Raw genomic sequence first — 25,717 nt, 5'->3', positions numbered from 1 at the left:
GTCTTACTTGACTCAACCAACTCGTCGTTTTGCTTTTTTGTAAGCAGTCCGCCGTGTCGGTGGATGCGCATTATAGGGAGATCCGAATTGAGATCAACTGTTTTTTGAAGTTTTTATGAAAAAAATGACTGTTCGCGCAAATTACGAACGAAACGGGTAAAAATAGCACTAAAAAAGGCCCTAAAGGGCCTTTTAACGTTATTTTACTATGAGCTTCCAACCTACTTTTGCTTGTAGCTTGGACTCTAGTTGCAGTTCACTGGCCATTAATGGGTGATATTTTAACCAATCACCATCAAATGTCAGTGTGAGGGTGTTTTCATTAACACTGAGATCAATCGCTGGTAGTACATCATCTTGGCGACGCATTGATAAGATCACAGCGATCCGCACTACCCTTGTTAAGCATTCAGCGAGTACTTGATGACAGCCCAAGTGAGCAAAACTGTTTTTAACAAGATCAGCGCGATGCTCACAAGCAACAGCGGTAATTAGTTTATGCTCAGATTGCGAGAAACCTGGCATATCAGTGTTTTCTATAATGTAAGCTGTGTGCTTATGATAAAGCTTGTACTCTATTAGTAAGCCAATCTCGTGCAATTTTGCTACTGTTCTTAGCAATGCAATTGCATTTTCATCGATTGATTGCCATTGCCCCATCACGCTTTTTGCCAACTGCTCTGCAAGTTGCGCAACCCGACAAGCCTGTTTTTGATCTACATGATAGCGATTCATTAAACCATCAACTGTACGCTTGCGGATGTCGTGGTTATGAAGCTCTGGCACCATGCTATATAAAACACCTTCACGCAATGCACCGCGAGCAAGACCCATTTGTTTTATATCTAGAGATTCAAACAAGGCGATCAATATAGCGAGGCCAGAAACAAACACTAGACGACGCTCTTCACTCAAGCCTGGAAGCTCAAGATCAGCAATCGTTTCAAATTGCACTGATTGCTCTTTAATAGCGATAAGTTTATCAAGCGTTAAAAGCTCATCTTGGTTTTGTGCAACCATTATCTCTTGAATCGCTTGCACTGTGCCTGACGCACCGCTCGCAATTTGCCATCCGGTTGCTTGGTATTCATCGACAATTTCTGCAACCACTTCACTTGCAGCTTTAATTGCAGCAGCAAAGTTTTCGTTACTGAGCTTTTGATCTTTGAAGTAGCGTTCTAGGAAGGTAACACAGCCCATATGCAGGCTTTTATAATGAAGTGCATCAAAGCCCTGACCGATAACAACTTCGGTACTGGCTCCGCCAATATCGATAACCAGTTGTTTACCGCTGCAAGCTGAGGTGTGCGCCACGCCTTTATAGATTGTCTTAGCTTCTAGCTCACCGCTGATAACATTGATTTTATGACCAAGGATCTGTTCAGCTTTATGCTTGAATACATCAGCATTGCTAGCAAGACGTAAAGTTGCGGTCGCAACAATTGTGATGTTTTTCTGTGGTATGTCTTGCAGACGTTCAGCAAACAAGGCTAGGCATTCCCAACCTCGTTGCATGGCTTCAGTGCTAAGGACGTTGTTTTCATCAAGCCCTGCAGCAAGCCTTACTTTACGTTTGACTCGACCGATCGTTTGTAGACCGCCAGCAATCGATTTAGCGATCAGCATATGAAAGCTATTTGATCCTAAGTCGATTACTGCATACACATTTTTTTGCGGTTGAAGTTGCCCCACCGTTCAAAAACCTCTAGTTACTACTAAGTCTTCAACAACGGTCGTTTATTACGACCGTGATTTCTGGTAACTATTATTTGGTCGACGTCCGTTGTTATTACGATTACGTGGGCCTGTAGAATAGTTCCGCTTTTTCTGAATAGTAGGCTTAGTTAAATCATCAAGCAATGCACTTTTATCATAATGTGATAATGGAATGCTGTGTTCTATATATTGCTCAATTTCGTGGAGATTATAGGCATACTGTTCACAGGCAAAGCTAATAGCGTGTCCTGATGCACCAGCACGTCCGGTACGACCAATACGGTGTACATAGTCTTCACAATCATCTGGCAAATCAAAATTAAATACATGACTTACTTCTGGGATATGTAAACCACGAGCTGCAACGTCTGTTGCTACTAAAAAGTCTAAATCGCCTTTGGTAAATTGAGCCAAAATTGATTGACGCTTTTTCTGGTTTACATCACCGGTTAATAATCCAACTCGGTGACCATCGGCTTTCATCCATGCATAAACATTTTCACAACTGTGTTTCGTATTTGCAAACACAATCGCTTTATCTGGCCATTCTTCTTCAATTAAAGTTAACAGTAACTTAATTTTGTCATCTTGTGATGGATGGAATAGCTCTTCTTGAATACGCTTACCTGTTTTTACATCAGGTTCAACTTGTACGTGCTCTGGGTTAGTCATATGTTCAAACGCTAATTCCTGCACACGATATGACAAGGTTGCAGAAAATAATAGGTTTAGTCGCTCAGAGGTTTCTGGCATACGTCTAAACATATAACGAATATCTTTTATAAAGCCTAAATCGAACATACGATCTGCTTCATCAAGTACTACAACCTCGATTTCATTGAGGGTATAACAGCCCTGTTTATATAAATCGATTAGGCGTCCAGTAGTACCAATTAAAATATCAACGCCTTTTTCTAGTTGTGCACGTTGTTTTTCGTAATCTTCGCCACCATATACTAATCCTAAGTTAAGATTACAGTGTGGCGCTAAAATTTTTGCATCTTTGTGTATCTGAATCGCCAGCTCCCTTGTTGGGGCCATGATCAGGGCTCTTGGATGTTTACTAGATGCTTTGCTAGATTGTAATAACCGATGGCACGTGGCAGTTAAAAACGCCAACGTTTTGCCCGTACCTGTTTGCGCTTGGCCCGCAATATCGCGGCCTTCACAAATAAAAGGTAGGCATTTAGCTTGAATGGGTGTGCAATATTCAAACCCATTTTCGGTTAAACCGGCAACCACTTCCGGTGCGATAGCAAAGTCTGAAAACTTTTTATCGGTCAAATGTGTCTTAGTCATAGCGTTTAAGCATAACGTTTAAACTTGCAATAAGAAACAAGAGTGTTTAAATACGCATTAAATATTTCGCCTAACTAATCGGAGATCGCAATGAGCGAGAAAATTATTCAATTAACTGACGATAGCTTTGAAGCTGACGTACTACAATCAGACAAACCTGTACTTGTTGATTTTTGGGCTGAATGGTGCGGACCTTGTAAAATGATCGCCCCTATTCTTGACGAAGTAGCTGGCGAGTTTGATGGCCGAGTTACCGTTGGTAAACTTAACATCGACCAAAATGCAGGCACACCACCAAAGTTTGGTATCCGTGGTATCCCTACATTACTTCTTTTCAAAGATGGTCAAGTTGCAGCAACTAAAGTTGGGGCACTTTCTAAAACTCAATTAGTAGAGTTTTTAGAAAACAACATCTAATGAAAATATAAAAAAGGGCTTTTTGCCCTTTTTTTAGCTTTATTTTGTTTAAAGACTGGACGCCTTGCTAGTGACCTGCTAGTTTATAAAGCCAACTAATCCTTAGTTATACCAACAAACCTCACTCATGTATCAAACGATGATTTTGAGTATGACAATTGTAATAAAGAACCCACCAATATGCATTTACGCGAATTAAAAGACAAGTCTATCAAAGAGCTTGTAAACTTAGCTGAGTCCATGGGGCTCGAAAACGTAGCCCGTTTAAGAAAACAAGACATTATTTTCGCCATCCTTAAAGCGCACGCTAAAAGCGGTGAAAACATCTATGGCGGCGGTGTACTAGAGATCTTACAAGATGGTTTTGGTTTCTTAAGATCATCAGAAGCATCTTACTTAGCCGGTCCAGATGATATTTATGTATCACCGAGTCAAATCCGTCGATTCAGCATGCGTACTGGTGACTCAATTTCAGGCCTTATTCGTCCACCTAAAGACGGTGAACGTTACTTCGCACTATTAAAAGTAAATGAAGTAAACTTCGACAAACCTGAAAATTCTCGCACAAAAATCCTATTTGAAAACCTTACCCCACTACACGCAAACGAACGTTTACGTATGGAGCGTGGTAACGGTAGTACAGAAGACATCACAGCACGTGTACTTGATTTAGCCTCACCAATTGGTAAAGGCCAGCGTGCGCTTATCGTTGCTCCGCCAAAAGCGGGTAAAACGATGCTCCTGCAAAACATTGCGCAATCAATCAGCTATAACCAGCCTGATTGTGAGCTTATGGTTCTTCTAATCGACGAGCGTCCAGAAGAAGTTACAGAAATGCAGCGTCTTGTTAAAGGTGAAGTAATTGCATCAACGTTTGATGAGCCGGCAAGCCGTCACGTTCAAGTTGCTGAAATGGTAATTGAAAAAGCGAAGCGCCTAGTTGAGCACAAAAAAGACGTGGTTATCTTACTTGATTCAATCACACGTCTTGCCCGTGCCTACAATACGGTTATCCCTTCATCTGGTAAGGTATTAACTGGTGGTGTTGATGCAAACGCATTACACAAACCTAAGCGTTTCTTTGGTGCAGCTCGTAACGTAGAAGAAGGCGGTAGCTTAACAATTATCGCAACGGCTCTTATCGATACTGGTTCGAAGATGGACGAAGTTATCTACGAAGAGTTCAAAGGTACTGGTAACATGGAATTACACTTAAATCGTAAGATTGCTGAAAAGCGTGTATTCCCAGCGATTGATTTTAACCGCTCAGGTACGCGTCGCGAAGAGTTACTCACTAAACCTGATGAACTTCAGAAGATGTGGATCTTACGTAAGATCGTTCATGAGATGTCAGAAATTGATGCCATGGAATTCTTAATTGATAAGCTTTCAATGAGCAAAACCAATGATGAATTCTTTGACTCAATGAAACGTCAGTAACTATTACTAGTTTTTAAAAAATGCCTGTTTAGTACAGGCATTTTTTTTGCGTAAAACTGAGGACATAACACTTTAAAAGTTATACTTTTACAGAATAAGTTTATTGGTAATAAATAGAAATTTGTTCTATACATTATAGGATTAAAAGGTAAGGACCCCCCCTCAATGACTCGCATTAAAGTAGCTGTAGCTCTATTCTTAGTAAGCTTACTTAGTTGTATTGCTAGTTTTACTGTATTTGATATTTCTACTACTGCTATGGCTGTGCTTACACTTGTTGTAATCATTCCATGGCTAGCTTTGATTGCTTTTGTTTATACAACGGATAAAAAGCAACAAGATCATTTAAGCTACTTTGTTAAGCAGATTACTTCTGAAAAGGGCATCGATTTCACTTTCCGTTTTGACGAAAATGATCGTCAATTACCACAAGCTTGTCATGCCCTCAATGCAAGCCTGACGATGGTTGAGCACATGCTTGGCGAAATATACTCGTCATCTGCCCGCTTATTACCTATGGCTGACGCACTTCGTGATACCTATGCATCGATGACTCAAAAAGCCACCATACAAGATGCTCATGGTATTGATTTAGCAGATACCATTACCCGCACCATTGAAGTATCGAAAGAGCTAGATAGAAGTTTAGAACAAATTTTTAATTCAGTATCTGATGCCACCAAATCAGTACAACAAACCCGTTTAGACACAGATAAAAGCCAGGCGAGTCTTATCAAGCTTGCCGATAATATTAACCTGACGAGTGAGCAGATTATTTTACTTAAGCAAGATAGTGATGCGATTGGCTCAGTTATTGATGTTATCAATAGTATTGCCGAACAAACTAATTTACTTGCGCTAAATGCTGCTATTGAAGCTGCGCGTGCTGGCGAGCAAGGGCGTGGCTTTGCGGTAGTCGCTGATGAAGTAAGAAACCTGGCTGCCCGCACCAGTAAATCAACACAAGAAGTGCGTGAGATGGTAGCTAAAATTCAGCACAGTACAGAGCAAGCATATCAATTAATGCAAACCGCACTGAAAGAAACCGAGCGCACGGTTGAGCTATCTGAGGCATCAACTAAAGAAACCAATAAAATTGAACAAGCGATGCTAGAAATTAATGCGTTTTCTGAGAGTGTTCATGAGCAGGTGGCGATGCAAAGCCAAATGTCAGATGAAGCACAAACCAGTATTGATGCAATGGTTGAGCTCAATTCCGATGCACTTTCAAGTTCACAAATACAAGCTGTATCGAGTAAAGACTTGGTTCGCCTTGCCCATACCTTAGACGATAAGCTTTCGATGTTTCATATTACACCACCAGAAACCGATCACGAACAGCGCATCGATCGCTCACGCTTCGATACCAATCAAGAAATTGAAAAAATTCAAGACGGTGATATTGAACTGTTTTGATCAACCGAAGCATTATGTAGTTGCTCAAGTAGTTGAGCAACTAAGCTTGTTAAATCAGTCAGTTTATCTTGCTTTAACGCCGACTCAAGTGCCATGGCACTCATCGCAACGTCATCTAACTCAAACATTTTAGCCGCGCCACCTATACGGTGAGCATCCTGCTGTAAATTAAACAACTCATAAGCTGCAAGGTGCTGTTGTATTAATGCGCTTTCATGCTCAAAGCTATTGATAAAGCTTGCCACTAAGTCACTCATATCATGCTGGGACTTAGTTGTGGCACTGTCTTTTTTGCAATGCTTAGCAAGTTGCGTGTAAAACACTTTTTTATCAATCGGTTTAGCAAGGTAACCTGTAAAACCAGCTTCAAGGTAACTGTCGATTTCGTGGCTAATTGCATTGGCAGTTAATGCATATACAGGCTGGGTAAAGCCACACTCTTGTAGTAGCTTGAGTGCATTTAAGCCATCTAACACAGGCATTTGAATATCGAGTAGCACCACATCAGGGAATTCCTTTAGACAATGCTCTACAGCTTGCTCACCATTTTCTACCGCAATAACCTCAAGGCCCATTGACTCTAAATAACGAGAAATTAAACGGCGGTTATCGGGATGATCTTCAGCAAGTAGCACTTTTCCAGACAAGCCTTTTGTTGCTGGCTGGACATACTTTGCAAGCTCAACTGTTTCCGTGCTTGGTGTATGCTCTTTACACGGCAAGTAAAACGAAAATATGCTGCCTTTATTTAGCTCACTTTCAACACTGATATAGCCGCCCATCATCATCGCAAGCTGTTGCGATAGGCTTAAACCAAGCCCGGTGCCCCCAAAGCGACGGCTGATGCTATTGTCGCCTTGCCTAAAACATTCAAAGATTTGCTTAAGCTGCTCAGCGTTCATACCAATACCGGTATCAGTTACACGAAACCATACGCCTTGCTCAACTTTATAGACTTTTAACTCTACTTCACCTTGATTAGTGAACTTAATTGCATTAGCACATAGGTTGATAAGAATCTGTTTAATGCGGGTAAAGTCGAGCTGACTGTAAAACTGTTCGCCAAGCTCATTATGAAATGAAAAGTTAAGCCCTTTATCTTTAGCTTGACCACTAAGCATAGAATGAACATCAGTAAGTAATCGAACTAAATCACCTTCCTTTAGGCTTAACTCTAGCTTGTTAGCTTCGATTTTACTGATATCAAGTACGTCATTAATCAGCTCTTTTAAGTGATCGCTTTGTTTTTGAATAACAGCCAGCTCATCGTTTAACTGCTCTGGTTTATAATAACCATTCATAAGATTATCGGTTTGGCCTAGGATTGCAGTTAAAGGTGTACGAATTTCATGGCTAATATTTGCTAAAAACTGACTTTTAATTTCATTAGCGCTGCGTAGTTGATCTGCGGTTTCTTCAAGCTCTTTGGTGCGTTTAGCAACCATTAACGAAAGTTGCTCTTTTGCCCCTTTTTCAATATTACGGCGATAAATAGTAATACCCGTCACCACTATCATCACAAACAAGATAAATAGCATAATGCCCAACTGACGTTGTTTAGACATTTCGAGCTCTTGCACATTCTGTAGCTGCTTTAATTCAACAATTTCTTGATTAAGCTGACTTGCTTGGATTTGGCTTTGCAGCTCACCCATAGACTTTAATAATTTTAGGCTTTGCTCGCTTTTGAAAGCACGAACAAACTCATCAAAACTAGCAACGGCTGCTGCATAGTCACCCTTACCGGACTTAATTAGGGCCATCATTCCGGCGCCGTCTTGTACTCTCAAATCATCTTTATATTGTTTAGCCATAAAAACTGAGGTAGTCAGAGTGGCCTCAGCTTCAGTGAGCTTTCCTTGTAATAACTCGATTTTTGCTTGTGACAATAAGCCAGCCAGCTCTAATGTTTTATTGTCAATTTTTTTTGCAAACTCAACAGCTTTTTCTGCATGACTCAAGGCAAGCTCTAAATCACCGGTGCGAAGATACACATTAGCGATATTAGTGTGGCGTGAAGAGAGAAAGTAAGCGTTATTCGTTTCTTGGTAGTAGCGCAAGGCACGCTGATAGTAGTGTAAAGAAAGTTGATACTGGCCAAGCTCTGAGTAAGCCACTCCCATATTGCCATACGACTGAGCGACGCCATCTTCATCACCTAATTTTTGGAAAATCTCTAGCGTTTCTCTATACATATCAAGCGCAATATCATAGCTCGACAAACGAATATAAATACCCGCTATATTGTGTAAAATATCGGCTTTATCTTGCTCGCTACCATACTCTTCATATATTTCTTTCGCTTCTTTGTAATATTTAAGTGCTTGATCCATATTGAACATGTCAAAGTAAGCAAGGCCAATATTACTGAGTAAGTTTGCTTCGGCAATTGGCTCTGGTAGCTTTTCTGCAACACTTAATGCCTTGCTATAAGCAAGCACCGCTTGTTGCATCAAACCTTGATAATAATAAGTGACGCCTTGCATTTTTAGGCTACGAAAGTAGCGATTTGGCGTTGCTGTAAAACTAGTTGCTTGCTCTGCCAATTGGTAGTTTTTTACCGCCGCAGAGAAATTACCTCTCTCTAAAGCAAAGTCGGCAAGCTGCATGTATATATCGAGGCTTAGTTCTTGATTTGTTGTATTTTGATTAAGCAGCTTTTTGGCAAGCTGTTGCTTTTCTTGCCATTGCTCGGATTGGCTAAATTGCTCAAGTAGCGAAGTGGATGCAAAGCTAGACTGCGAACCAAACAAACTACAGCTGAACAATAAAGCAGTGAGCAAGCTTACACGCAGTGATGTGAACATATGGCGAAATCCCTTAAAATCAACTTAGCCTGAAAATGAAGTTATTTAAGCTCGGCTAAATGCATTCCCTAGTATCTAAAAACATTAGCGTAGTTTCAAAAAAGCAGCTGTGATAGCGTATACCACTGTAGATTACACTAAAGATAGGCTTGCGAACAATGGTTAACCCACTGATTGATGAGATTTTTTACCTTCTTTTGGAACAGCCTATTTGGAAGGTTCATACGCTTGCCAGCGCACTTAGTGAATCAGGAAAAATAGAGCAATTAGACAATGACCCACAAAAAGATCTGTTTAAACGCAACTTTTTAGTTATGAATGGTCTTTATCAACTACAAGCACAACTTGCACCTGAGCAACAGCTACAGATTGCGTCACTTCACATTGAACTTGTTAGTAAGCAAACGGGTAACGCATTAGAAAGTCATGATCCACTACGGGATTACTATTTAGATTGGCAAAACTTTGATACAACGAGCGATGAAATAGATGCGTTGTTAACTGATTTTTGGCAGCGCTTTTCATCATTTAGCTCAAAAAAAGCCATTCATTCATTACCTCAGCAGCAGCTATTACAATTACTAAAAGCGTGGCAGCTACCTACTGATTTTTCGGAAAAACAGTTACAAAAGCGTTGGCGACAACTGGCGCTAAAACACCACCCAGACCGCCAAGGCTGTGCAATTGAGTTTAAGAAAATACAACTCGAATATGAGCAACTTAAAGCAAGCTGCTCATAACTCAACAATTTATCTGCTCAAACGTCGCGCACGGATCTTGCGCTTTTTAATATTACCTTCAGTCAATTTACGTAATGCAGGTTTTGCAGCAGCTCGCTCCACAGCAATAAAGGCCACATTATCAAGTACGTTAATTTTACCTACCTGATGACCGGCAATTCCCTCTTTACCAGTTAATGCACCTAAAATATCACCAGCACGAATTTTTTGCTTCTTGCCAGCATCAATCATAATGGTTGCCATGGTTGGCTTATAAGCGGGTTTTTCTAGCAAGCTAAATGGCGGAATTGGTTCAGGGTCAAAGTCGCGCTCGTAGTGGTCGCCAATTTGTGCCACTTTAAATTGCTCAGCTTCACCATAAATAGAACATGCAATACCCTTTTTACCTGCTCGACCAGTACGACCAACACGGTGCACATGGGTTTGTGGGTCATGCGCTAGGTGGTAATTCACTACCATGTCCATATCGTTGATATCTAAGCCACGCGCGGCAACATCCGTTGCAACAAGAATACAGGCGCTTTTATTAGCAAAGCGGATTAAAGTACGCTCACGTTCACGTTGGTCTAAATCACCATGTAAAGCAACAGCACTAAACCCTTCAGCATAAAGATCATCACAAATCTGTTGTGTTTCAACCTTGGTGTTACAAAAAACCACACAGCTTTCTGGTTGGAACTTCAATAACAACAGCTTCAATGTATTAAAGCGCTGTTTATTATTATCTAGCTTGTAAAAGTATTGCTTGATTGTGCTTTTTGTTTGCTCTTCTTCTACCTTAATCATTTCTGGGTTGCTAAGCACTCGCTCAGCTATCGCAGCAATTGATTTTGGATAAGTCGCACTAAACAATAATGTTTGGCGTTGGTTAGGAATGCACTCAACAATAGCATCAAGGGTATCCTGAAAACCCATATCTAACATTTGATCAGCTTCGTCTAACACTAGGGTCTCAACATCATCTAAACGCAATGTGCCTTTGCGAATATGGTCATCAACACGACCAGGAGTACCAACTATGATATGTGCGCCATGTTCTAATGAGCCAATTTGTGGACCAATAGAGACACCGCCACATAAAGTTAAAACTTTAATGTTATGAATACCACGGGCAAGCTTACGAACTTCTTCAGCTACTTGCTCTGCTAACTCTCGGGTTGGACATAAAATGAGAGACTGAATACGAAAGCGTTTCACATTTAACTTAGCCAGCACACCTAAACTAAATGCAGCCGTTTTACCCGACCCCGTTTTGGCTTGGGCAATAATATCTTTGCCTTGCAAGATCACTGGCAAACTTTGCGCTTGCACTGGCGTCATTTGCGTATAACCTAAAGTTGATAAGTTATCGGTTAACTCTCGCGGCAAAGCCAAAGATGAAAAAGCAGTAGCAGTCACAGTAATATTCCAAACTTGATAATTGAGGGACATCCTCGAAGATGCTGTGGATCATAGCAGAGAATGTGCTGTTTCTCTAAACGAAAACACTGTTCAGCATATTTAATTCATATTTGCTTACAGTTTGCTGCTTTCTAACTCTCTGCATTTGTTCTAGTTTATTGATAGCAACCTTCAGGAAGAAACTATGCTTCTATTTAATACCGCTGCAGCTGATGTTTTCTATAAAAAACAAAAAACGTGCCCTCACTGTCATAGTGAACATTATTCTTTAAGCAATCACAGTAAAGTTTTGCGCTTTGCTATTTTGCCCATCATGCCACTTTCTATTAATTATCAAAGACAATGTGATGACTGTGGCTATGTTACTCCTGCACCTTGGTATTCATTGCCCGCCTTAGAGTTAGCGTCGTTTATAAAATACTTTATTGGCCTATTCATTATCGTTTACCTATTAACAAATGCATTAATCGGTGCGAATGAACAAACTGAAAATGAGCAAAATTACTTAAACGAGCCAAAGTTATTTGATACCTATTTTGTCTATTCAGATAAGTTTACTGGCAAACCAAAACGTATTAACAACTTAAAAGTAGCTCAGCTCGTTGAATTTGATGACAAGAACATGACTTTTAGAGTTGCTAACTACGCTTACAAGTACAACAAAGACATCGAGATTGCGATGCGTACCAGCATGCTAGTTCAAGATGATTACTTTTCTAGTAAAACCCTGACTTTCAGTAAGTCACAAATAAAGCAGCTTTATGATGAAGGCAGCATTTATAAAATTATGCGACCTGAGCTTTATAGTTTATTTGGTGGTTTTGTTATGCACCCGCCTAGACCTAAGCCTTTATATACGGGCGTTAAGCTCGATAAACATAATCAGGAAGGGATTACTTACTTCAAAGATGGCTTATACGAGGAAGCGCTGAAAAGTTTTACTCTGTCTGCGGAAGATGGTTATGCATGGGGGCAATTAAACTTGGGTCAGATGTATCGTGATGGCCAAGGGACAGAAGTGAATAACGAAAAAGCAGCTTACTGGCTCAACAAAGCTACCTTACAAGGGAATCCTAAAGCAAAGATTGAGCTCGCAGAGCTATGCTTGAGTTACGATTGTAGTAAATTGAATACTCAATAATCTATTACCCATAAATATCACACATACGAAACCAGCCTAATTATATGGTTCTCACTATTTACTTTGGATTTGTTATGTTATAACATTTTTATGCTGACGTAATATTTATACTCTTTTAAAGCCGAGTTACTCTCCCTGCTCTGCTTTTGAGATTACGCAGCCTGATGAAAGAATCATCTTTTGAGTTTGTATAACTTGAAGGAAGACCTTGCACACTAGCACGCTTACGTTCCCGTGCTAAATCCTTGCCGGCGAGCTTGCTCGCCGGCACTTTTCTTTAAAGCTTTAAATGTTCATCTAAAAAAGCCAATACTTTTTTATAGTAAAGAGTACGGTGCTCTTCTTTATAAAAACCGTGGCCTTCATCATCTAGAATAGTGATTTCATATGGGTGCTTAGCTTTTTTCAATGCTGCTTCTAATGATTCTGCTTGCTCAATTGGCGCACGTTCGTCTTCACCACCATGCACAATAAGAACAGGTGCTTTTAGCTTATCGACATTATAAGCAGGTGAGAATGCTTTTAACTCGGCTTCATCAGTACCAATCACTGTTTTAAGGTAATTAACACCATAGCTTCGGGTTTGCGTATCACCTTCTTCATACATAAGAGGCAAGTCGTAAACCCCCATCAGGCCTATTGCACACTTGAACATATCCGGCTCGATAATCGCGCTTTGTAGTGCTGAGTAACCACCGAAGCTGGCTCCCATAATACAAATATTATCTTTATCAACTGTGCCGTCATTAATTAATAGTTTCACACCATCAATAATGTCGTGTTGAATATTTTGTCCCCACTGGCGATAGCCAGCTTCTCTAAAATTCTGTCCAAAACCTGGTGAGCCACGAAAATTCACCTTTAGCACTGCCATACCTCTATTAGCTAGCATTTGCGCTTCAGGGTCGTAACCCCAATAATCTCTTGCTTGGTAAGGACCACCATGTGGCATAACAACCAAAGGTAAGTTTTTCTCAGCTTTGCCATTTGGCACAGTTAAATAAGCAAGAATTGTTAAACCATCGCGGCTTTTAAAACGCAGTGGTGTGGTTTGCGCCATATCATTTTGGTTTATCCAGCCACGCGCAGAGAATAACGCTCGTAATTTATTGGTATTCGCGTCATATAGATAATATTGCCCAGGGTTTATATCGCTCGATGCGAAAATAATATTTTTTGAATCATCTTCTGTACTGCTGACTAGCTGCACTTGACTACCAGGCAATGCACCTAACATATCTTTAAGACGCTGAGACTTTACTGAGTTACTATCAACAAAAGAGTAGCTTGGGTAGTCAGCCTCCGTTTCTATTGCAAATAACTCTTTAGTAACTTCATCAACCCAAATATGTGATGGTGACACATGCTTATCTTGGAAGATTTTCGTCACTTCTTTGGTTTTTAGGTTAATTTTAATAACGCTCTCAGCTTCACCACCCTTTGATGCAGTGGCATATACAGACTCACCTGATTTATCAAATGCCTTTAATGAAATATCGGTGTAATCAATACCTTCTAAATCAAGCTCTTTCCAAAAGCCACCCTCAGGCTCTCGAACATGAAGTGTCGCATTGAGGTAATCGTCACTCGATTCAGCGATACGGACGTTACCATCATGGTCTGTTAGAAACTCACCCATAGGTGCTGGTGAACGAGTAATTAAAGTACGAAGGCCGCGATAAACATCGACTTCATATACAACGGTAGTTGGTTCATTGGTTGCAGTCCACGGGTATGTGACAACCAAAACTTTTTTATCATCATGAAGTAAGGGATCTAAAAGGTATGACGTTCCTTGAACTGGTGTTTGTTTTTTTAACCGAGTACCAGTTTGCTGTTCACCATGATAACCAATTACGTATGCGCCACGGCTACCATCGACGTTCACGGCAAATAACTCACCATAATAAATAGGGGTATCTTGCCAACCTTTTAAATACTCTTTTTCAAGAATAACTCGTTCATTGTTAACCCAATGGTATTCGCCAACCTGTGCATTACCCGGAAAAGCAACCGCATGGGTTACTGCAAACTTGGTTGTATCAACAATGATGAGTGAATTTTTACCTTCGTGTTTTTTTATAGCTGCGACGTAGTTGCCATCAGGGGAGATAGTTACACGACTAAAGTCATTACCTTTACTAAAGTCTTCTACTGATAATTTTGCAGGTTTAGCGAAGCTGGTAAATGATAGCGTAAATAACGCTAGTCCCAGCACAAAAGTGAGATATCGAGACATGATTAACTCCATTTAACGATTTAATTGTTATTTTTAGCTGAGCAATAATAAAGCAAAGACCCTATATTTGCTACAAAAATTTAACAAAACAACCCAATAATGGATGCTATTTAGCGACGAATTTTGTGCCAAAGTTCAACCACTAACACAACGATAACCCCGGCAACAACGCCTAATAAACCATCAAATATAATCGGCGTAGCCAGCTCACCCGTTTTACCAACTAAATCCGTAACAAACTCAGTGCTACCTTGCTGGGCGTGATGTAAAACGGGGATCCCATGTACCAATATGCCTCCGCCAACTAAAAACATAGCAACCGTTCCTGCAAAGGCTAAAAAGCGCATTAACTTAGGTGCTGCAACAAGTAAAAACTTACCTACTAGCTCTTTAAACTTACCGCCACTTTGCTGCGCTTTTTGCAGTAAATACAAGCCAGCATCATCTAGTTTAACAATGCCTGCAACTAACCCATACACGCCAATGGTCATAATAATTGCTATTACACTAAGCACTAAAGCTTGATTCACCAGTGTTGCGCCAGCAACCGTGCCTAGCGTTATCACGATAATTTCTGCAGAAAGGATAAAATCAGTGCGGATCGCCCCTTTCACTTTTTGCTTTTCGTATTCTTGTAAGTCTTGTTGTTCAGCCAGTGTTTCATCTTCTTGTTGAGCATGACCAAACAGCTTTTCGATAATTTTCTCTGCACCTTCAAAGCACAAAAACAGCCCGCCAACCATTAACAGCGGAGTAATTAACCAAGGCAACCAAACACTAATCAATAACGCTGCGGGCACTAAGATGGCTTTGTTAATAAACGAGCCTTTTGCCACAGCCCAAACTACAGGCAACTCTCTATCGGCAGTTACCCCTGTGACTTGCTGAGCATTAAGAGCTAGGTCATCACCTAACACCCCTGCTGTTTTTTTTGTTGCGACTTTACTCATCGTCGCAATATCGTCTAAAAGTGTTGTAATATCATCAAGTAAGGTTAGTAAATTAGTGCCTGCCATGGTGGTTCCTTGCCCATTAAATACACTATCAACATAACTTATCCTGCCATTTTCACCAACGGTTAATTTTTCTTTGTTAGGCTTATAGCTCATTCAAAAATAGAGGTGTTTCTATGATTAAACCACTTCTCTCAGGGCTCGCTTTAGTTACCTTGTGCGCGTGTGCTGAGCAAAGTGCACCAAGCAATTATCTGTGCGATGAAACCCTTAGCGCCAGTATTGTTGAATACAGTGATGAGGAAGCAAGACTGACATTTAAGGACTCTGAATTTTTACTTAATCGCCAAGTAAGCGGCTCAGGGGTTAAATACAGTGCCGATAATGTGCTGTTTTGGTCTAAAGGCGATGAAGCCATGCTGATTTTAAAAGGAAAAAAGTACCAATGTAGCTTAACCCAGCAATAGCAAAAGCTTTGTTTGCTAAATTAGCTTAATCAGTGGTTTTGAGTATAATAGCGACAGTTTATTCAGCGTTTAAGCGGCTATAATGAAATACAAAGATCTTCGCGAATTTATCGAGTTATTAGAACAAAAAGGTGAATTAAAACGGATCAAACAAGAAATTGATCCTTACCTTGAAATGACCGAAATTGCCGACCGTACTTTACGTGCCGAAGGCCCAGCTCTGTTATTCGAAAACCCTAAAGGCCACACTATTCCCGTTCTTGCCAACCTTTTTGGTACGCCTAAGCGTGTTGCAATGGGCATGGGGCAAGATGATGTTAGTGAACTGCGCGAAGTTGGTAAGTTATTAGCTTTTCTAAAAGAGCCTGAGCCACCGAAAGGCATTAAAGAGGCACTAGGGCAAATCCCAGTATTCAAACAAGTACTGAATATGCCAGCTAAAGAAGTAAAAAAAGCGCCTTGTCAGCAAGTTATACTTGAAGGCGATGATGTTGACTTAACTAAGCTGCCTATCCAACATTGCTGGCCGGGTGATGCTGCTCCCTTGATCACATGGGGTCTAACGGTTACCAAAGGGCCTTATAAAAAGCGCCAAAACTTAGGCATTTACCGTCAGCAGCTATTGGGTAAAAACAAAATTATTATGCGTTGGCTATCGCACCGCGGTGGCGCATTAGATTTTCGTGAATGGTGTAAAGAGCACCCAGACGAACCTTACCCTGTATCTGTCGCATTAGGTGCCGATCCTGCGACAATCCTAGGCGCTGTAACACCAGTACCAGACACCCTAAGCGAATATGCATTTGCTGGTTTACTACGCGGTAGTAAGACTGAAGTTGTTAAATCGATTTCAAATGACCTACAAGTGCCTGCTACCGCAGAGTTCGTACTTGAAGGTTATATTATGCCGGGTGAAACAGCACCAGAAGGCCCTTATGGCGATCACACAGGTTACTATAACGAAGTAGACGAGTTCCCGGTGATGACGGTGACTCACATTACACACCGTGAAAACCCAATTTATCACAGCACTTACACAGGCCGTCCACCAGATGAGCCAGCCGTACTCGGGGTTGCTTTGAACGAAGTGTTCGTGCCAATTCTGCAAAAGCAATTCCCTGAAATTGTAGATTTTTACCTACCACCTGAAGGCTGTTCTTATCGTATGGCTGTGGTCACGATGAAAAAACAATATCCTGGTCATGCCAAGCGCGTGATGATGGGGGTGTGGTCTTTCTTACGTCAATTCATGTATACCAAGTTCGTGATTGTTTGCGATGATGACGTAAACGCACGCGATTGGAACGACGTGATCTGGGCAATTACCACGCGTATGGACCCAGCTCGCGATACGACGATGATCGAAAACACACCAATTGATTATTTAGATTTTGCATCGCCAGTTTCTGGCCTTGGCTCAAAAATGGGCATGGATGCAACCAATAAATGGCCAGGCGAAACAGATCGTGAATGGGGTGAGCCCATTGTTATGGATCCAAAAATCAAAGAACGTGTTGATGAATTATGGGACAGCTTAGATATTCTCTAGGCTGTGTCTATGTTAAACTGCTCAAAATTTAACGGTTATGAGTGCGATTCATAACCGAATTTGCTTCTGTGCTTATAAAGGTAAACTATGCAAACACTACTCGCTGACGTTGTTGCGATCAGCCCGCTTACAGACCACGTACATAAGGTCATTTTGAAACCACAGCAACCTGTGTCATTCGAGGCAGGCCAATATATGCAACTAGTATTAGGCGAAAAAGATAAGCGTGCCTTTTCTATTGCAAGCCGCCCGTCGCAAACTGAACAGATTGAACTACACATTGGTGCCGCGGGTGCTGATTCGTATGCAATGCAAGCGCTTGACCATTTACGTCAAGCTCATACAGAGCAACAGCAAGTTAATGTTGAAGTGGGCTTAGGTGTATCACAGTTACGAGTTGAGGGTGAGCGCCCAATTATTCTACTTGCTGGCGGTACAGGTTTTTCTTATGCCAAATCAATGGCTGATCACCTTGCTGAAATTGGCTGTGAGCGTCCTGTATTATTTTACTGGGGTGTACGTGAGCAAGCTGCACTTTATGCTCATGATGAAATGCAAGCATGGGCAAACAGCAACCCACATTTCCAATATATTCCTGTGGTTGAAAATGCACCGCAAAGCTGGACTGGCAAAACCGGTTACGTCCACAAGGCTGTTATGGAAGATATCGTGTCTTTAGAACCATACGATATATACATGGCAGGCCGCTTCGACATGATTGGCGTGGTTCGCGATGATTTTATTAATCATGGTGCGGTACGTGAGAACATGTACGCCGATGCATTCGCATTCATTAAATAACTAGCTCATACCGGTTATTTTTAAGGCATCCAATTTGGATGCCTTTTTTATTTGTTTTACCTATCGCCTTAATCCGTCTAAACGATTTCACAAACTGCATTTCCTTGACCATACTCTGATTAGAATAACGATGGGGAGAGACCCAAATGCTAAATACAAAAGTACAAGACTTTATGCAACGTAAGTTGCCACACATTACGCCTGAAACTGAAATGACCACCGCGATTAGCGAGCTGCAAAAATTTAAATTACTAGGCGCACCTGTATTCGATGACAACAAAAGCCTAGTTGGCTTTATTTCTGAACAAGAGCTGCTGCAACCGCTCATGCAAAACAGTTATTTCTGTGATGGTGTAGTGAAGGTAAAACAGCTAATGCGCACCGATGTTGTTACCGTGAGTAGCGATCAAAACATCATAGAGCTGGCAGATGGTATGCAAACTGGTAAGCCAAAAAACTACCCGGTTATCGAGGATGGTAAGGTTGTTGGCATGATCAGCCGAGGTGACGTGCTCAAGGCATTGTATGAAAACTATGTCTCATGCCAAGAGCACCAAGTGTAAGTTAACTGCTTAACGATTAACAGCTAACTGTTTTAAAGCAGCTTTATCTGCATCGCTTAAATAAGCAATTTCAAGCGCATTAGCTTGCGCTTTTTCCATATCGGCTTGGCTTAAGCCTGCCGCAGGTGCTGCTACTTGATACTCATACGCTATTTCAATACCTTCAACTGCTGGATCATCAGTATTAATTGATGCCAAAATACCATGGTCTAAGAAGGTTTTTAACGGGTGTTTTGCAAGCTCAGCAACAGTGCTGGTTTGAATGTTACTGGTTAAGCAAGACTCAATACCAATGCGCTTATCACGTAAGTAATCCATTAGTGCAGCATCTTCAATCGCTTTTACACCATGACCAATACGCGTTGCACCAAGCTCGTTAATTGCTTGCCAAATGCTTTCGCTACCTCGCGCTTCACCGGCATGAATCGTGGCAGCTAAGTATGCATCATGAACTTGTTTAAAGTGATCAACAAATAGCTCACCCGGGAAACCAATTTCATCGCCAGCTAAATCAACCGCAACTAAATCATTTTTAAAAGCAAGAAGCGCATCAAGCTCTTGCTGACAGATTTTGGTGCCATATGTACGCGACATGATGCCGATTAAGTTAGCTTTAATTGGTGCGTTATGACACGCACTTTTTACACCATCAACCACCGCTTCAACAACACCTTGCGGGTGTAGGCCTTGGCTTTGCGCCATATAATATGGGCTAAAACGAAGCTCAACGTAATCGAGGTTTTGGGCAATCGCATCTTCAACGTTTTCAATAGCAATTCGACGACAAGCATCGTAATCACCCAATACTTTTACACCCCAATCTAGCTTGTGTAAAAACGCCACTAAATTTGGTTCAGGGTCGATAACCTGTACGTGCGGAATAAGCGCTTCAATGTTGTCAGCAGGTAATTCAAGATTAAACTGACGACCAAGCTCTAAGATCGTTTGTGGGCGAACATTACCATCTAGATGACGGTGAATATCAAGCAAAGGGAGTTTGTTATTGATCATAATTAGCACTCAGGTTCAGTAAATTTGCGCGGATCATACGTACCCACGGCGATATTTCAAGTTTAGATGATTTTATTTACTTTTTAGAGGTCAAATGTCTGCTTTAATGGCTGCTAGCATTATGCAAAAAATGCCACAAAGTTTTAAAAAGTTTATCTGCATCAATTGGTTTAGTTAAATAACCATTCATACCACTGGCTAAGCCTTTCTTTAGGTCATCATCATGAGCATTTGCCGATAAGCCAATAATAGGTAAATCGGTGATCAGCAGTTCATTACGAATAACCTTAGTCGCTTGTAAGCCATCCATATTCGGCATTTGAATATCCATAAGCACAAGGTCATAGCTTTTTTCACTGATCATCTTAATAGCCTCGTGGCCATCTTTAGCGATATCAGGTTGGCAACCTTTAGTTTTTAAAATCGAACTCGCCACATGTTGATTCAATGGATTATCTTCAACCAACAGAATTGCATCATCGGCAAATGAAACAGCAGTCACATCAATATCAGCTAACTCATCATCACTATGAATCACCTCTTCAAGAGGAGACTCAAATGGCAGCGAAATTGTAAACGTTGAACCTTGCCCCTCAGTGCTACTGAGGCTTATCTCGCCTCCCATCATAACAATGAGTTTTTGACAAATGCTTAAGCCTAAACCTGTGCCACCAAAGCGACGAGAGGTTGAGCTATCGGCTTGTGAGAATGGTTTAAACAGTCGCTGCTGGGCCTCTTTACTGATGCCGATGCCTGTATCAATAACACTAAAATAAGTAAATTCACCCTGCTGCCAAATACGTAATGTAATCGTGCCTTCTTGAGTGAACTTCACCGCATTGTTTAACAAATTCAACAATACTTGTTTTAAACGAATTGGGTCGGTATGGATCAGTAGGTGTTCAGAAGCATCAAGCTCAACTCTAAATTCTAAAGAGCGAGAGTTAAGCTCAAACTGCAATAAATTAGTCAGCTCACTAACCAACGCATTCACATCTATTGGTTCTTGATGTAGCTCCAATCGCCCCGCTTCTATTTTAGAAAAATCTAAAACATCATTGATTACCCGTAATAGTACATTCAGTGCACCATCGGCTTGATCAATATAACCTCGGGCTTGTTGCCAGTCAGGCTCTTGCATTGCTAAATAATGCAAACCCTTAATACCATTAATAGGCGTGCGTATTTCATGGCTCATATTCGCCAAGAACTCACTTTTAATTTGACTGGCTTTATCGGCTTTTAATTTTTCTTCGCGAAGGCTTTGAGTTTGCTTTGCCACTTGCTGACGAATTTGAATATTAGTGCCAGTTACTGAAATCAAAAAAGTGATCAATAACCAAACAAACAGCATACCCACTATTTGCGCCAACCAATAAGGCAACCATGATGACTGTGTAACTGACTCCCATAGCTTTACCTGCCAAACACGCTCACCAATAATAAAATTAAAGCTCGCAATGGCCGCTGTACCAACACGGTGTGGACTGTAAATTTCGACAGGGTTACTGCCGTCAGTAACATCATAGAAGCTGGTATCAATCTCAGTGTTCTGATTAAAATTAAGTGTTTGTGCTAACACTTCTAAATTGAGCACGGCGACAACATAACCTCTAAACCCGACCTGATGATTAATGTCTGAATAAACTGGGTTGAAGAATAAAACGCCCTTTCCGTGATCATCACCTTGCATCAGGGTAATAGGCTCACTGACGGTAACATTTTTAATTAATCGAGAGTCTGTTAATGCTTTTTTGCGTAACTCGTTTGAGGCTAAATCAAAGCCCTGCGCAGGTTCGTTCCCTGCTAGTGGGTGAATATATTGTACCGGATAATACACTGCTCGCTTACTCACCGGCTGCCACTGGCCTGCAGCACTTTTTTCTTTCACGTAGTAATCTGCGCCGAGTTCATCACGCAGTAAGTTTTGATAATTATTTAGTTGTGAGTGAATCACTTTAGGTGCCCACTCAAAGGCTAGAATTTCTTCGCTGTATTGTAGTTGCCTTGATGTGAAGCGTTTAAATTCGTCAAAATCAACCATGTCACTACTAGCAAAAAAAGTTGCGAGTAAGGCTAAGTGCGACTTAATTTCATCGACTTTATGTTCAAGGTTCGTGTGAATAGCATTGACTTTGGCTTGCTGGCGCTGTAAGTCTTTGTCTTTTTTTACACTGGCTGCACCATAAAAGCTGACACAAATAACCACGTAAATTAATAGCGACGGCACAATGATTTGCAGCCGCTGGCGAGTATGATGGTAACTAAATGCCGCTAAAATTAATGGCGTGAATATCAGTACCCCAATGCTATCGCCAATCCACCATGCGATAAAATTATTAAGCGCCGCGTAACTTGGAATAACATTGTTAATGACCAGTAAGCCGGTGCCAATTGATGCAGCAATCAAGCTACACAAAGGGCCGCCAATCATTAAACCAAGCATACTTTGCTTTAATGACGATAATTCAATCGGGCGTTTAACGATATGAATAATAATGTAATAGGCAAGCCAAGCTTGGAATGTAGATGCAGTTGTTACGCCAATTGCCTGCAGCATCATTTGCCAGTGAAAAATATCAGTGGCTTTATCAAGGTGAATAAGGTTTACAAAGAATGCCCCTAGCAGAACCCCTGGCAAGGCACGATTTCTAAGTAGCAAGATACTGGCAAGCGCAATACCTGAAGGCGGCCATGCTGCAACCGCATAGCCATCAATCGCCAGCAATGAATTACTTAAGTACCCTGTAAGAAAGTAAGCAAGTGCAATGCTTATTGTCAGTGTAAATAAGTTCTTCAAGCCATCGCTCCTTTGCTGGCTGGAGTAAAATTATTGATAGAGTACCAATGCTTTTTCTGGTTGGGCACTCTTACTGTAGCTTAGCACCGCTTGCTGTAAATAAGCATGGCGATTATCTGCATTAAGCGCTTTATCAAACACTCGCGCGGCTAGGTCATATTCACCGTGAGCATTTGCTAAACATGCAAGGGCTAGTAATAAGTCTGTATTTTCGGTGTCTTTTTTTAATATATCCTGCAAACTTGATTGCAGCTTGAGAGCATCGCCAGCGCTACTAGTACGTAAAATACGTGCTAAATCTTTATGCTGTAGCGGTTTTTTGATCATTTTAATTAAGCTTAGCTCAATTTTGTTTAACTCACCTGCCTTCGCCATCGCCGTTAAATAGCTTACCTCTGCGTGTGGCTTCAAGTTTTTGGCTAATTGCTCATAACGCTCAGTTAAATCCGCGTTTGACTGAGCTGCAAAGTAACGGTCAAACAATTGTTGCCACTCTTGCTCAGAAAGAGCTTTTTTACGTAATAAACGTGGCATAAAGTCATTAAGTGCCGCCCACTTTTGCTCTTGCACTAAAACATGGGCATACATTTTAAGCTCTAAACGAGAGGCTTTTTTGCGTTCAGCTAACGCTTTAAGGTCAGCAAAGATAGTGCTGGTTTCGCCGCTAGCAATCCATAAATTAGCCACTTTTAGCTGCTTATCTTGGCTTATTTTATCAAGATAGCTAATCGCTTTTTCATTTTCATTATTCGCCAGTGCCGCTTTGGCAAGAAGCGCATAACGTATATCGCTCCACTTATCTGCAACACTGTTGTTATCAAGTGCAAGCTCAAGCTCCGTATAATCGTTATTAATTAAGCTCCATACACCTTGCTCAATAGCTGCTTGTTTACGCTCTTCACTGCGCGCAAAGAAACCATGGCGTGTATGGCTATATAAAGATATTACGTAACGGCAAAGCTTATAAAGTAAAAACAGTGCAGCGAATGCTAATATTAAAAGTGCAGTAACGCCCCAAATAGTCCCTTCAATGGTCGTTTTATTAAAGGCAATTAAGACATAACCCTTTTGATCTATAAAAAAAGGGGCAATCCCTAAGCAGACTGCTATTGCAATAATGATTAATAAAAAGCGGATCATTGTGCCCACTCCTTCACCTGCTCAGTACTTTGTAGTGACACTTTTGGACTAAAATCGAGCTGCTCTTTAGAAAGCTCAGCAAGACTTTTTAAGGCCGCTTTTGTTTGCGCATCATCTTGTTTAAAGTAATCTTTTACCAAGCTATGAGCAGCATCAACAGCACTAAAATACACACTACTTTGTTTACTTAATACCGCATCTTGCGCTTGAGCTAAGTATAAACTTAAGCGCTGTTTTACTAGGTGACGCTCTTGCTCACTTAAAAATGGTGCGATAACCATATCTTCACGTGTGCGTACTTCTACAAAGAAGTCTTTAAACTGCTGCCACGACTTGGCAAGGTTTTGACGCCATTCACTGACATTTTCACTTAATTGATTTGGGTCTTCTTTGACGACCTCTTCAGGGAGTGAAATAGCATTAAATACCAGTTCATCAACTTTTTGATTAATGCCATGCAGTTTTAAATAAATTGCTTCAACAGCCACAGGTTCTATGGCATTCAAGGTTTGTAAATCTTGGTGAATTGCTTGGCGAATAGCGCCTGTACCCGGGTGTTCTGCAAGTAAGCTATCTAAGCGAGATAGCACAGCAGCAGCCCCTTGGTAATCGTGCTCTGCCCACAATTTAAACTCGGCCATACGCTGCAGGCTTGTGACTTCTTGCGGATTAAGCGTGAAAGTTTGCTGCTCGGCGCGCTTTAAAGCCGCTTGTAATTGCTGCTGTGTTTGCTCAGCACTTTCATTTAGTGCATCAGTGACCTTTTGTTCACTGTTATAAAGCGAGTGCTGCATTGTTTGTTGGGCACTTTTTAATGCATCAATTTGCTGCTGTAAGCGTAGGTTTTCATCTGTCAGCTCAGTCAATGCCACAGCCGATTGCTGATCGCTATTTAATTTTAGATAAAACTCATAGCCAACTGCACCAGCCACTAAAAGTGAAATAAGTAACGCTAAGCTACCTGTTTTGCTTATGCCTCTTTTAGCTTGTACAGGCGCCTTCGCCCCAGTATTTGCCGTTTGCGTTTTTTTCTCTGGCTGTGCGGTCACTGGCTTTGCGGGTTGTTTTGATTCTGCTTCACTCATTCTGCTACCTTGCTGATTAATGCAGGTGAACATAGCGCTGTCGCTCGCCCCTGCAGCAATATGTATCTGTGTTCTTGCGACATTTTGTTGCTTTAAATAATCAGCGATACGCTCACTGGCAACGAAAAATTGTCGCTCTTTCAACCATGCAAGCTGAGGCTCATTTAGGCCATTAAAAATGGCATCCACCGCTGCATTACTGGTAATGACTATACCTTCTACATCAATTGTTTGCCAGTGGTCCATCCACTTGCCCGGTTCGCTCTCAATTGCGCTCCGCTTGTAAACAACCAACTGATTTAATAAAGCACCACGTTGTTTTAAGGTTTTTGCTATGGTCGTGCGCCCACCTTCACCTTTCACTAAAACGATGTTACTTAGCTCAACATCTTGTAGTGTTTTTAATTCAAGCAGACCTTCTGAATCATGCTGTTTGGGTACTGCAGCACGTCGCCCAAAGGCTTCATAAACCGCATCAGCCGTTTGCTGGCCGACCGCATAAAGTTGCGCTGCTTTGTTGATGGTTGGTGTGAGTTTTAACAAGGCATGCACGGCATCTTGCGAGATAAAAATGATTTTATCGGCATTTTCTAGCGGCGCGAGCTCACTACTATTTACTGTGAGGTAATCTAAGGTAAGAACAGGACACAGGGTTGTTTGATAACCCGCCTGCTGAAGCTCAAGAGCAAGCTCAGTGCCTTTACCTTCTGGACGAGTTATCAAAATATGCAT

General features: G+C 41.2%; 19 protein-coding genes. 9 read left to right on the top strand and 10 right to left on the bottom strand.

All coding sequences use genetic code 11. The annotated features are described in order from the left end of the window. Window positions 1-198: 198 nt before the first annotated feature. Both gppA and rhlB read right to left on the bottom strand, forming a co-directional pair. Window positions 199-1,692, bottom strand: a complete 1,494-nt coding sequence (gppA, locus tag WA256_RS16530; protein ID WP_062566225.1) for a guanosine-5'-triphosphate,3'-diphosphate diphosphatase — start codon at window positions 1,690-1,692, stop codon at window positions 199-201. A 48-nt stretch (window positions 1,693-1,740) separates the two neighbouring features. Next, complete coding sequence (gene rhlB / locus WA256_RS16525) at window positions 1,741-3,015, bottom strand: ATP-dependent RNA helicase RhlB (RefSeq protein ID WP_054554680.1); 1,275 nt, start codon at window positions 3,013-3,015, stop codon at window positions 1,741-1,743. Window positions 3,016-3,105: 90 nt separating this feature from the next. On the opposite strand from rhlB, the gene trxA reads away from it, so the two are divergent. From trxA to WA256_RS16510, 3 genes are all read left to right on the top strand, one after another. Continuing rightward, window positions 3,106-3,432, top strand: coding sequence for a thioredoxin TrxA (gene trxA / locus WA256_RS16520; protein ID WP_054554679.1), 327 nt, complete (start codon window positions 3,106-3,108; stop codon window positions 3,430-3,432). 180 nt (window positions 3,433-3,612) lie between these two features. Next, entirely contained in the window at window positions 3,613-4,872 is a 1,260-nt protein-coding gene (rho, locus tag WA256_RS16515; protein ID WP_062566226.1) for a transcription termination factor Rho, read from the top strand. 165 nt (window positions 4,873-5,037) lie between these two features. Beyond that, window positions 5,038-6,288, top strand: a complete 1,251-nt coding sequence (locus WA256_RS16510; RefSeq protein WP_062566227.1) for a methyl-accepting chemotaxis protein — start codon at window positions 5,038-5,040, stop codon at window positions 6,286-6,288. On the opposite strand, the gene WA256_RS16505 is transcribed toward WA256_RS16510, so the two are convergent. After that, on the bottom strand, window positions 6,261-9,095 hold the full coding sequence (locus tag WA256_RS16505) for a tetratricopeptide repeat protein (protein ID WP_130166522.1): 2,835 nt from the start codon (window positions 9,093-9,095) through the stop codon (window positions 6,261-6,263). The two genes, WA256_RS16510 and WA256_RS16505, sit on opposite strands and share 28 nt — an antisense overlap. 158 nt (window positions 9,096-9,253) lie before the next feature. Here WA256_RS16505 and WA256_RS16500 point away from each other — a divergent pair, with 158 nt between their 5' ends. Beyond that, on the top strand, window positions 9,254-9,835 hold the full coding sequence (locus tag WA256_RS16500) for a DNA-J related domain-containing protein (RefSeq protein ID WP_130166521.1): 582 nt from the start codon (window positions 9,254-9,256) through the stop codon (window positions 9,833-9,835). A 9-nt stretch (window positions 9,836-9,844) separates the two neighbouring features. On the opposite strand, the gene dbpA is transcribed toward WA256_RS16500, so the two are convergent. After that, the gene (gene dbpA, locus WA256_RS16495; RefSeq protein WP_055199234.1) at window positions 9,845-11,233 is read right to left on the bottom strand and encodes an ATP-dependent RNA helicase DbpA; all 1,389 of its coding nucleotides are present in this window, start codon (window positions 11,231-11,233) and stop codon (window positions 9,845-9,847) included. A gap of 187 nt (window positions 11,234-11,420) precedes the next feature. On the opposite strand from dbpA, the gene WA256_RS16490 reads away from it, so the two are divergent. Next, window positions 11,421-12,377, top strand: a complete 957-nt coding sequence (locus tag WA256_RS16490; RefSeq protein ID WP_269408401.1) for a tetratricopeptide repeat protein — start codon at window positions 11,421-11,423, stop codon at window positions 12,375-12,377. Between the two features lie 277 nt (window positions 12,378-12,654). Here the strand turns inward: WA256_RS16490 and WA256_RS16485 are convergent, their stop codons facing one another. Further along, window positions 12,655-14,616: an alpha/beta hydrolase family protein gene (locus tag WA256_RS16485; protein WP_335992644.1), complete on the bottom strand. Its 1,962-nt coding sequence runs from the start codon at window positions 14,614-14,616 to the stop codon at window positions 12,655-12,657. A 110-nt stretch (window positions 14,617-14,726) separates the two neighbouring features. Then, entirely contained in the window at window positions 14,727-15,632 is a 906-nt protein-coding gene (locus tag WA256_RS16480) for a DUF808 domain-containing protein (protein ID WP_335992642.1), read from the bottom strand. A gap of 113 nt (window positions 15,633-15,745) precedes the next feature. Between WA256_RS16480 and WA256_RS16475 the strand changes: the two genes are divergently transcribed. The 4 genes from WA256_RS16475 (at window position 15,746) to WA256_RS16460 (ending at window position 18,949) form a co-directional block, all read left to right on the top strand. Continuing rightward, window positions 15,746-16,036 (top strand): MliC family protein, encoded by a 291-nt coding sequence (locus WA256_RS16475; RefSeq protein ID WP_251603780.1) that lies wholly within the window; start codon window positions 15,746-15,748, stop codon window positions 16,034-16,036. 82 nt (window positions 16,037-16,118) lie between these two features. Beyond that, window positions 16,119-17,585 (top strand): 4-hydroxy-3-polyprenylbenzoate decarboxylase, encoded by a 1,467-nt coding sequence (ubiD, locus tag WA256_RS16470; RefSeq protein WP_335992640.1) that lies wholly within the window; start codon window positions 16,119-16,121, stop codon window positions 17,583-17,585. Window positions 17,586-17,672: 87 nt separating this feature from the next. Continuing rightward, a complete protein-coding gene (gene fre, locus WA256_RS16465; RefSeq protein WP_058585406.1) occupies window positions 17,673-18,386 on the top strand; it encodes an NAD(P)H-flavin reductase in 714 nt (237 codons plus the stop codon). 146 nt (window positions 18,387-18,532) lie between these two features. After that, window positions 18,533-18,949, top strand: a complete 417-nt coding sequence (locus tag WA256_RS16460) for a CBS domain-containing protein (RefSeq protein WP_054563674.1) — start codon at window positions 18,533-18,535, stop codon at window positions 18,947-18,949. A gap of 9 nt (window positions 18,950-18,958) precedes the next feature. On the opposite strand, the gene add is transcribed toward WA256_RS16460, so the two are convergent. The 4 genes from add to WA256_RS16440 form a co-directional block, all read right to left on the bottom strand. Then, window positions 18,959-19,960, bottom strand: coding sequence for an adenosine deaminase (gene add / locus WA256_RS16455; RefSeq protein ID WP_335992639.1), 1,002 nt, complete (start codon window positions 19,958-19,960; stop codon window positions 18,959-18,961). A 103-nt stretch (window positions 19,961-20,063) separates the two neighbouring features. Further along, on the bottom strand, window positions 20,064-22,760 hold the full coding sequence (locus WA256_RS16450; RefSeq protein WP_335992637.1) for a CHASE domain-containing protein: 2,697 nt from the start codon (window positions 22,758-22,760) through the stop codon (window positions 20,064-20,066). A 30-nt stretch (window positions 22,761-22,790) separates the two neighbouring features. Then, complete coding sequence (locus tag WA256_RS16445; RefSeq protein WP_063528576.1) at window positions 22,791-23,900, bottom strand: heme biosynthesis protein HemY; 1,110 nt, start codon at window positions 23,898-23,900, stop codon at window positions 22,791-22,793. Continuing rightward, complete coding sequence (locus tag WA256_RS16440) at window positions 23,897-25,717, bottom strand: uroporphyrinogen-III synthase (protein WP_335992636.1); 1,821 nt, start codon at window positions 25,715-25,717, stop codon at window positions 23,897-23,899. Before WA256_RS16440 ends, WA256_RS16445 begins: the two co-directional genes overlap by 4 nt.

It is taken from the genome of Pseudoalteromonas sp. CH_XMU1449-3 (genome assembly GCF_037027245.1).
In the GTDB taxonomy this organism is placed as follows: Bacteria; Pseudomonadota; Gammaproteobacteria; order Enterobacterales; family Alteromonadaceae; genus Pseudoalteromonas; species Pseudoalteromonas shioyasakiensis.
Note: the sequence above shows the minus strand (reverse complement) of the source record. Positions and strands in the feature narration are given on the sequence as shown.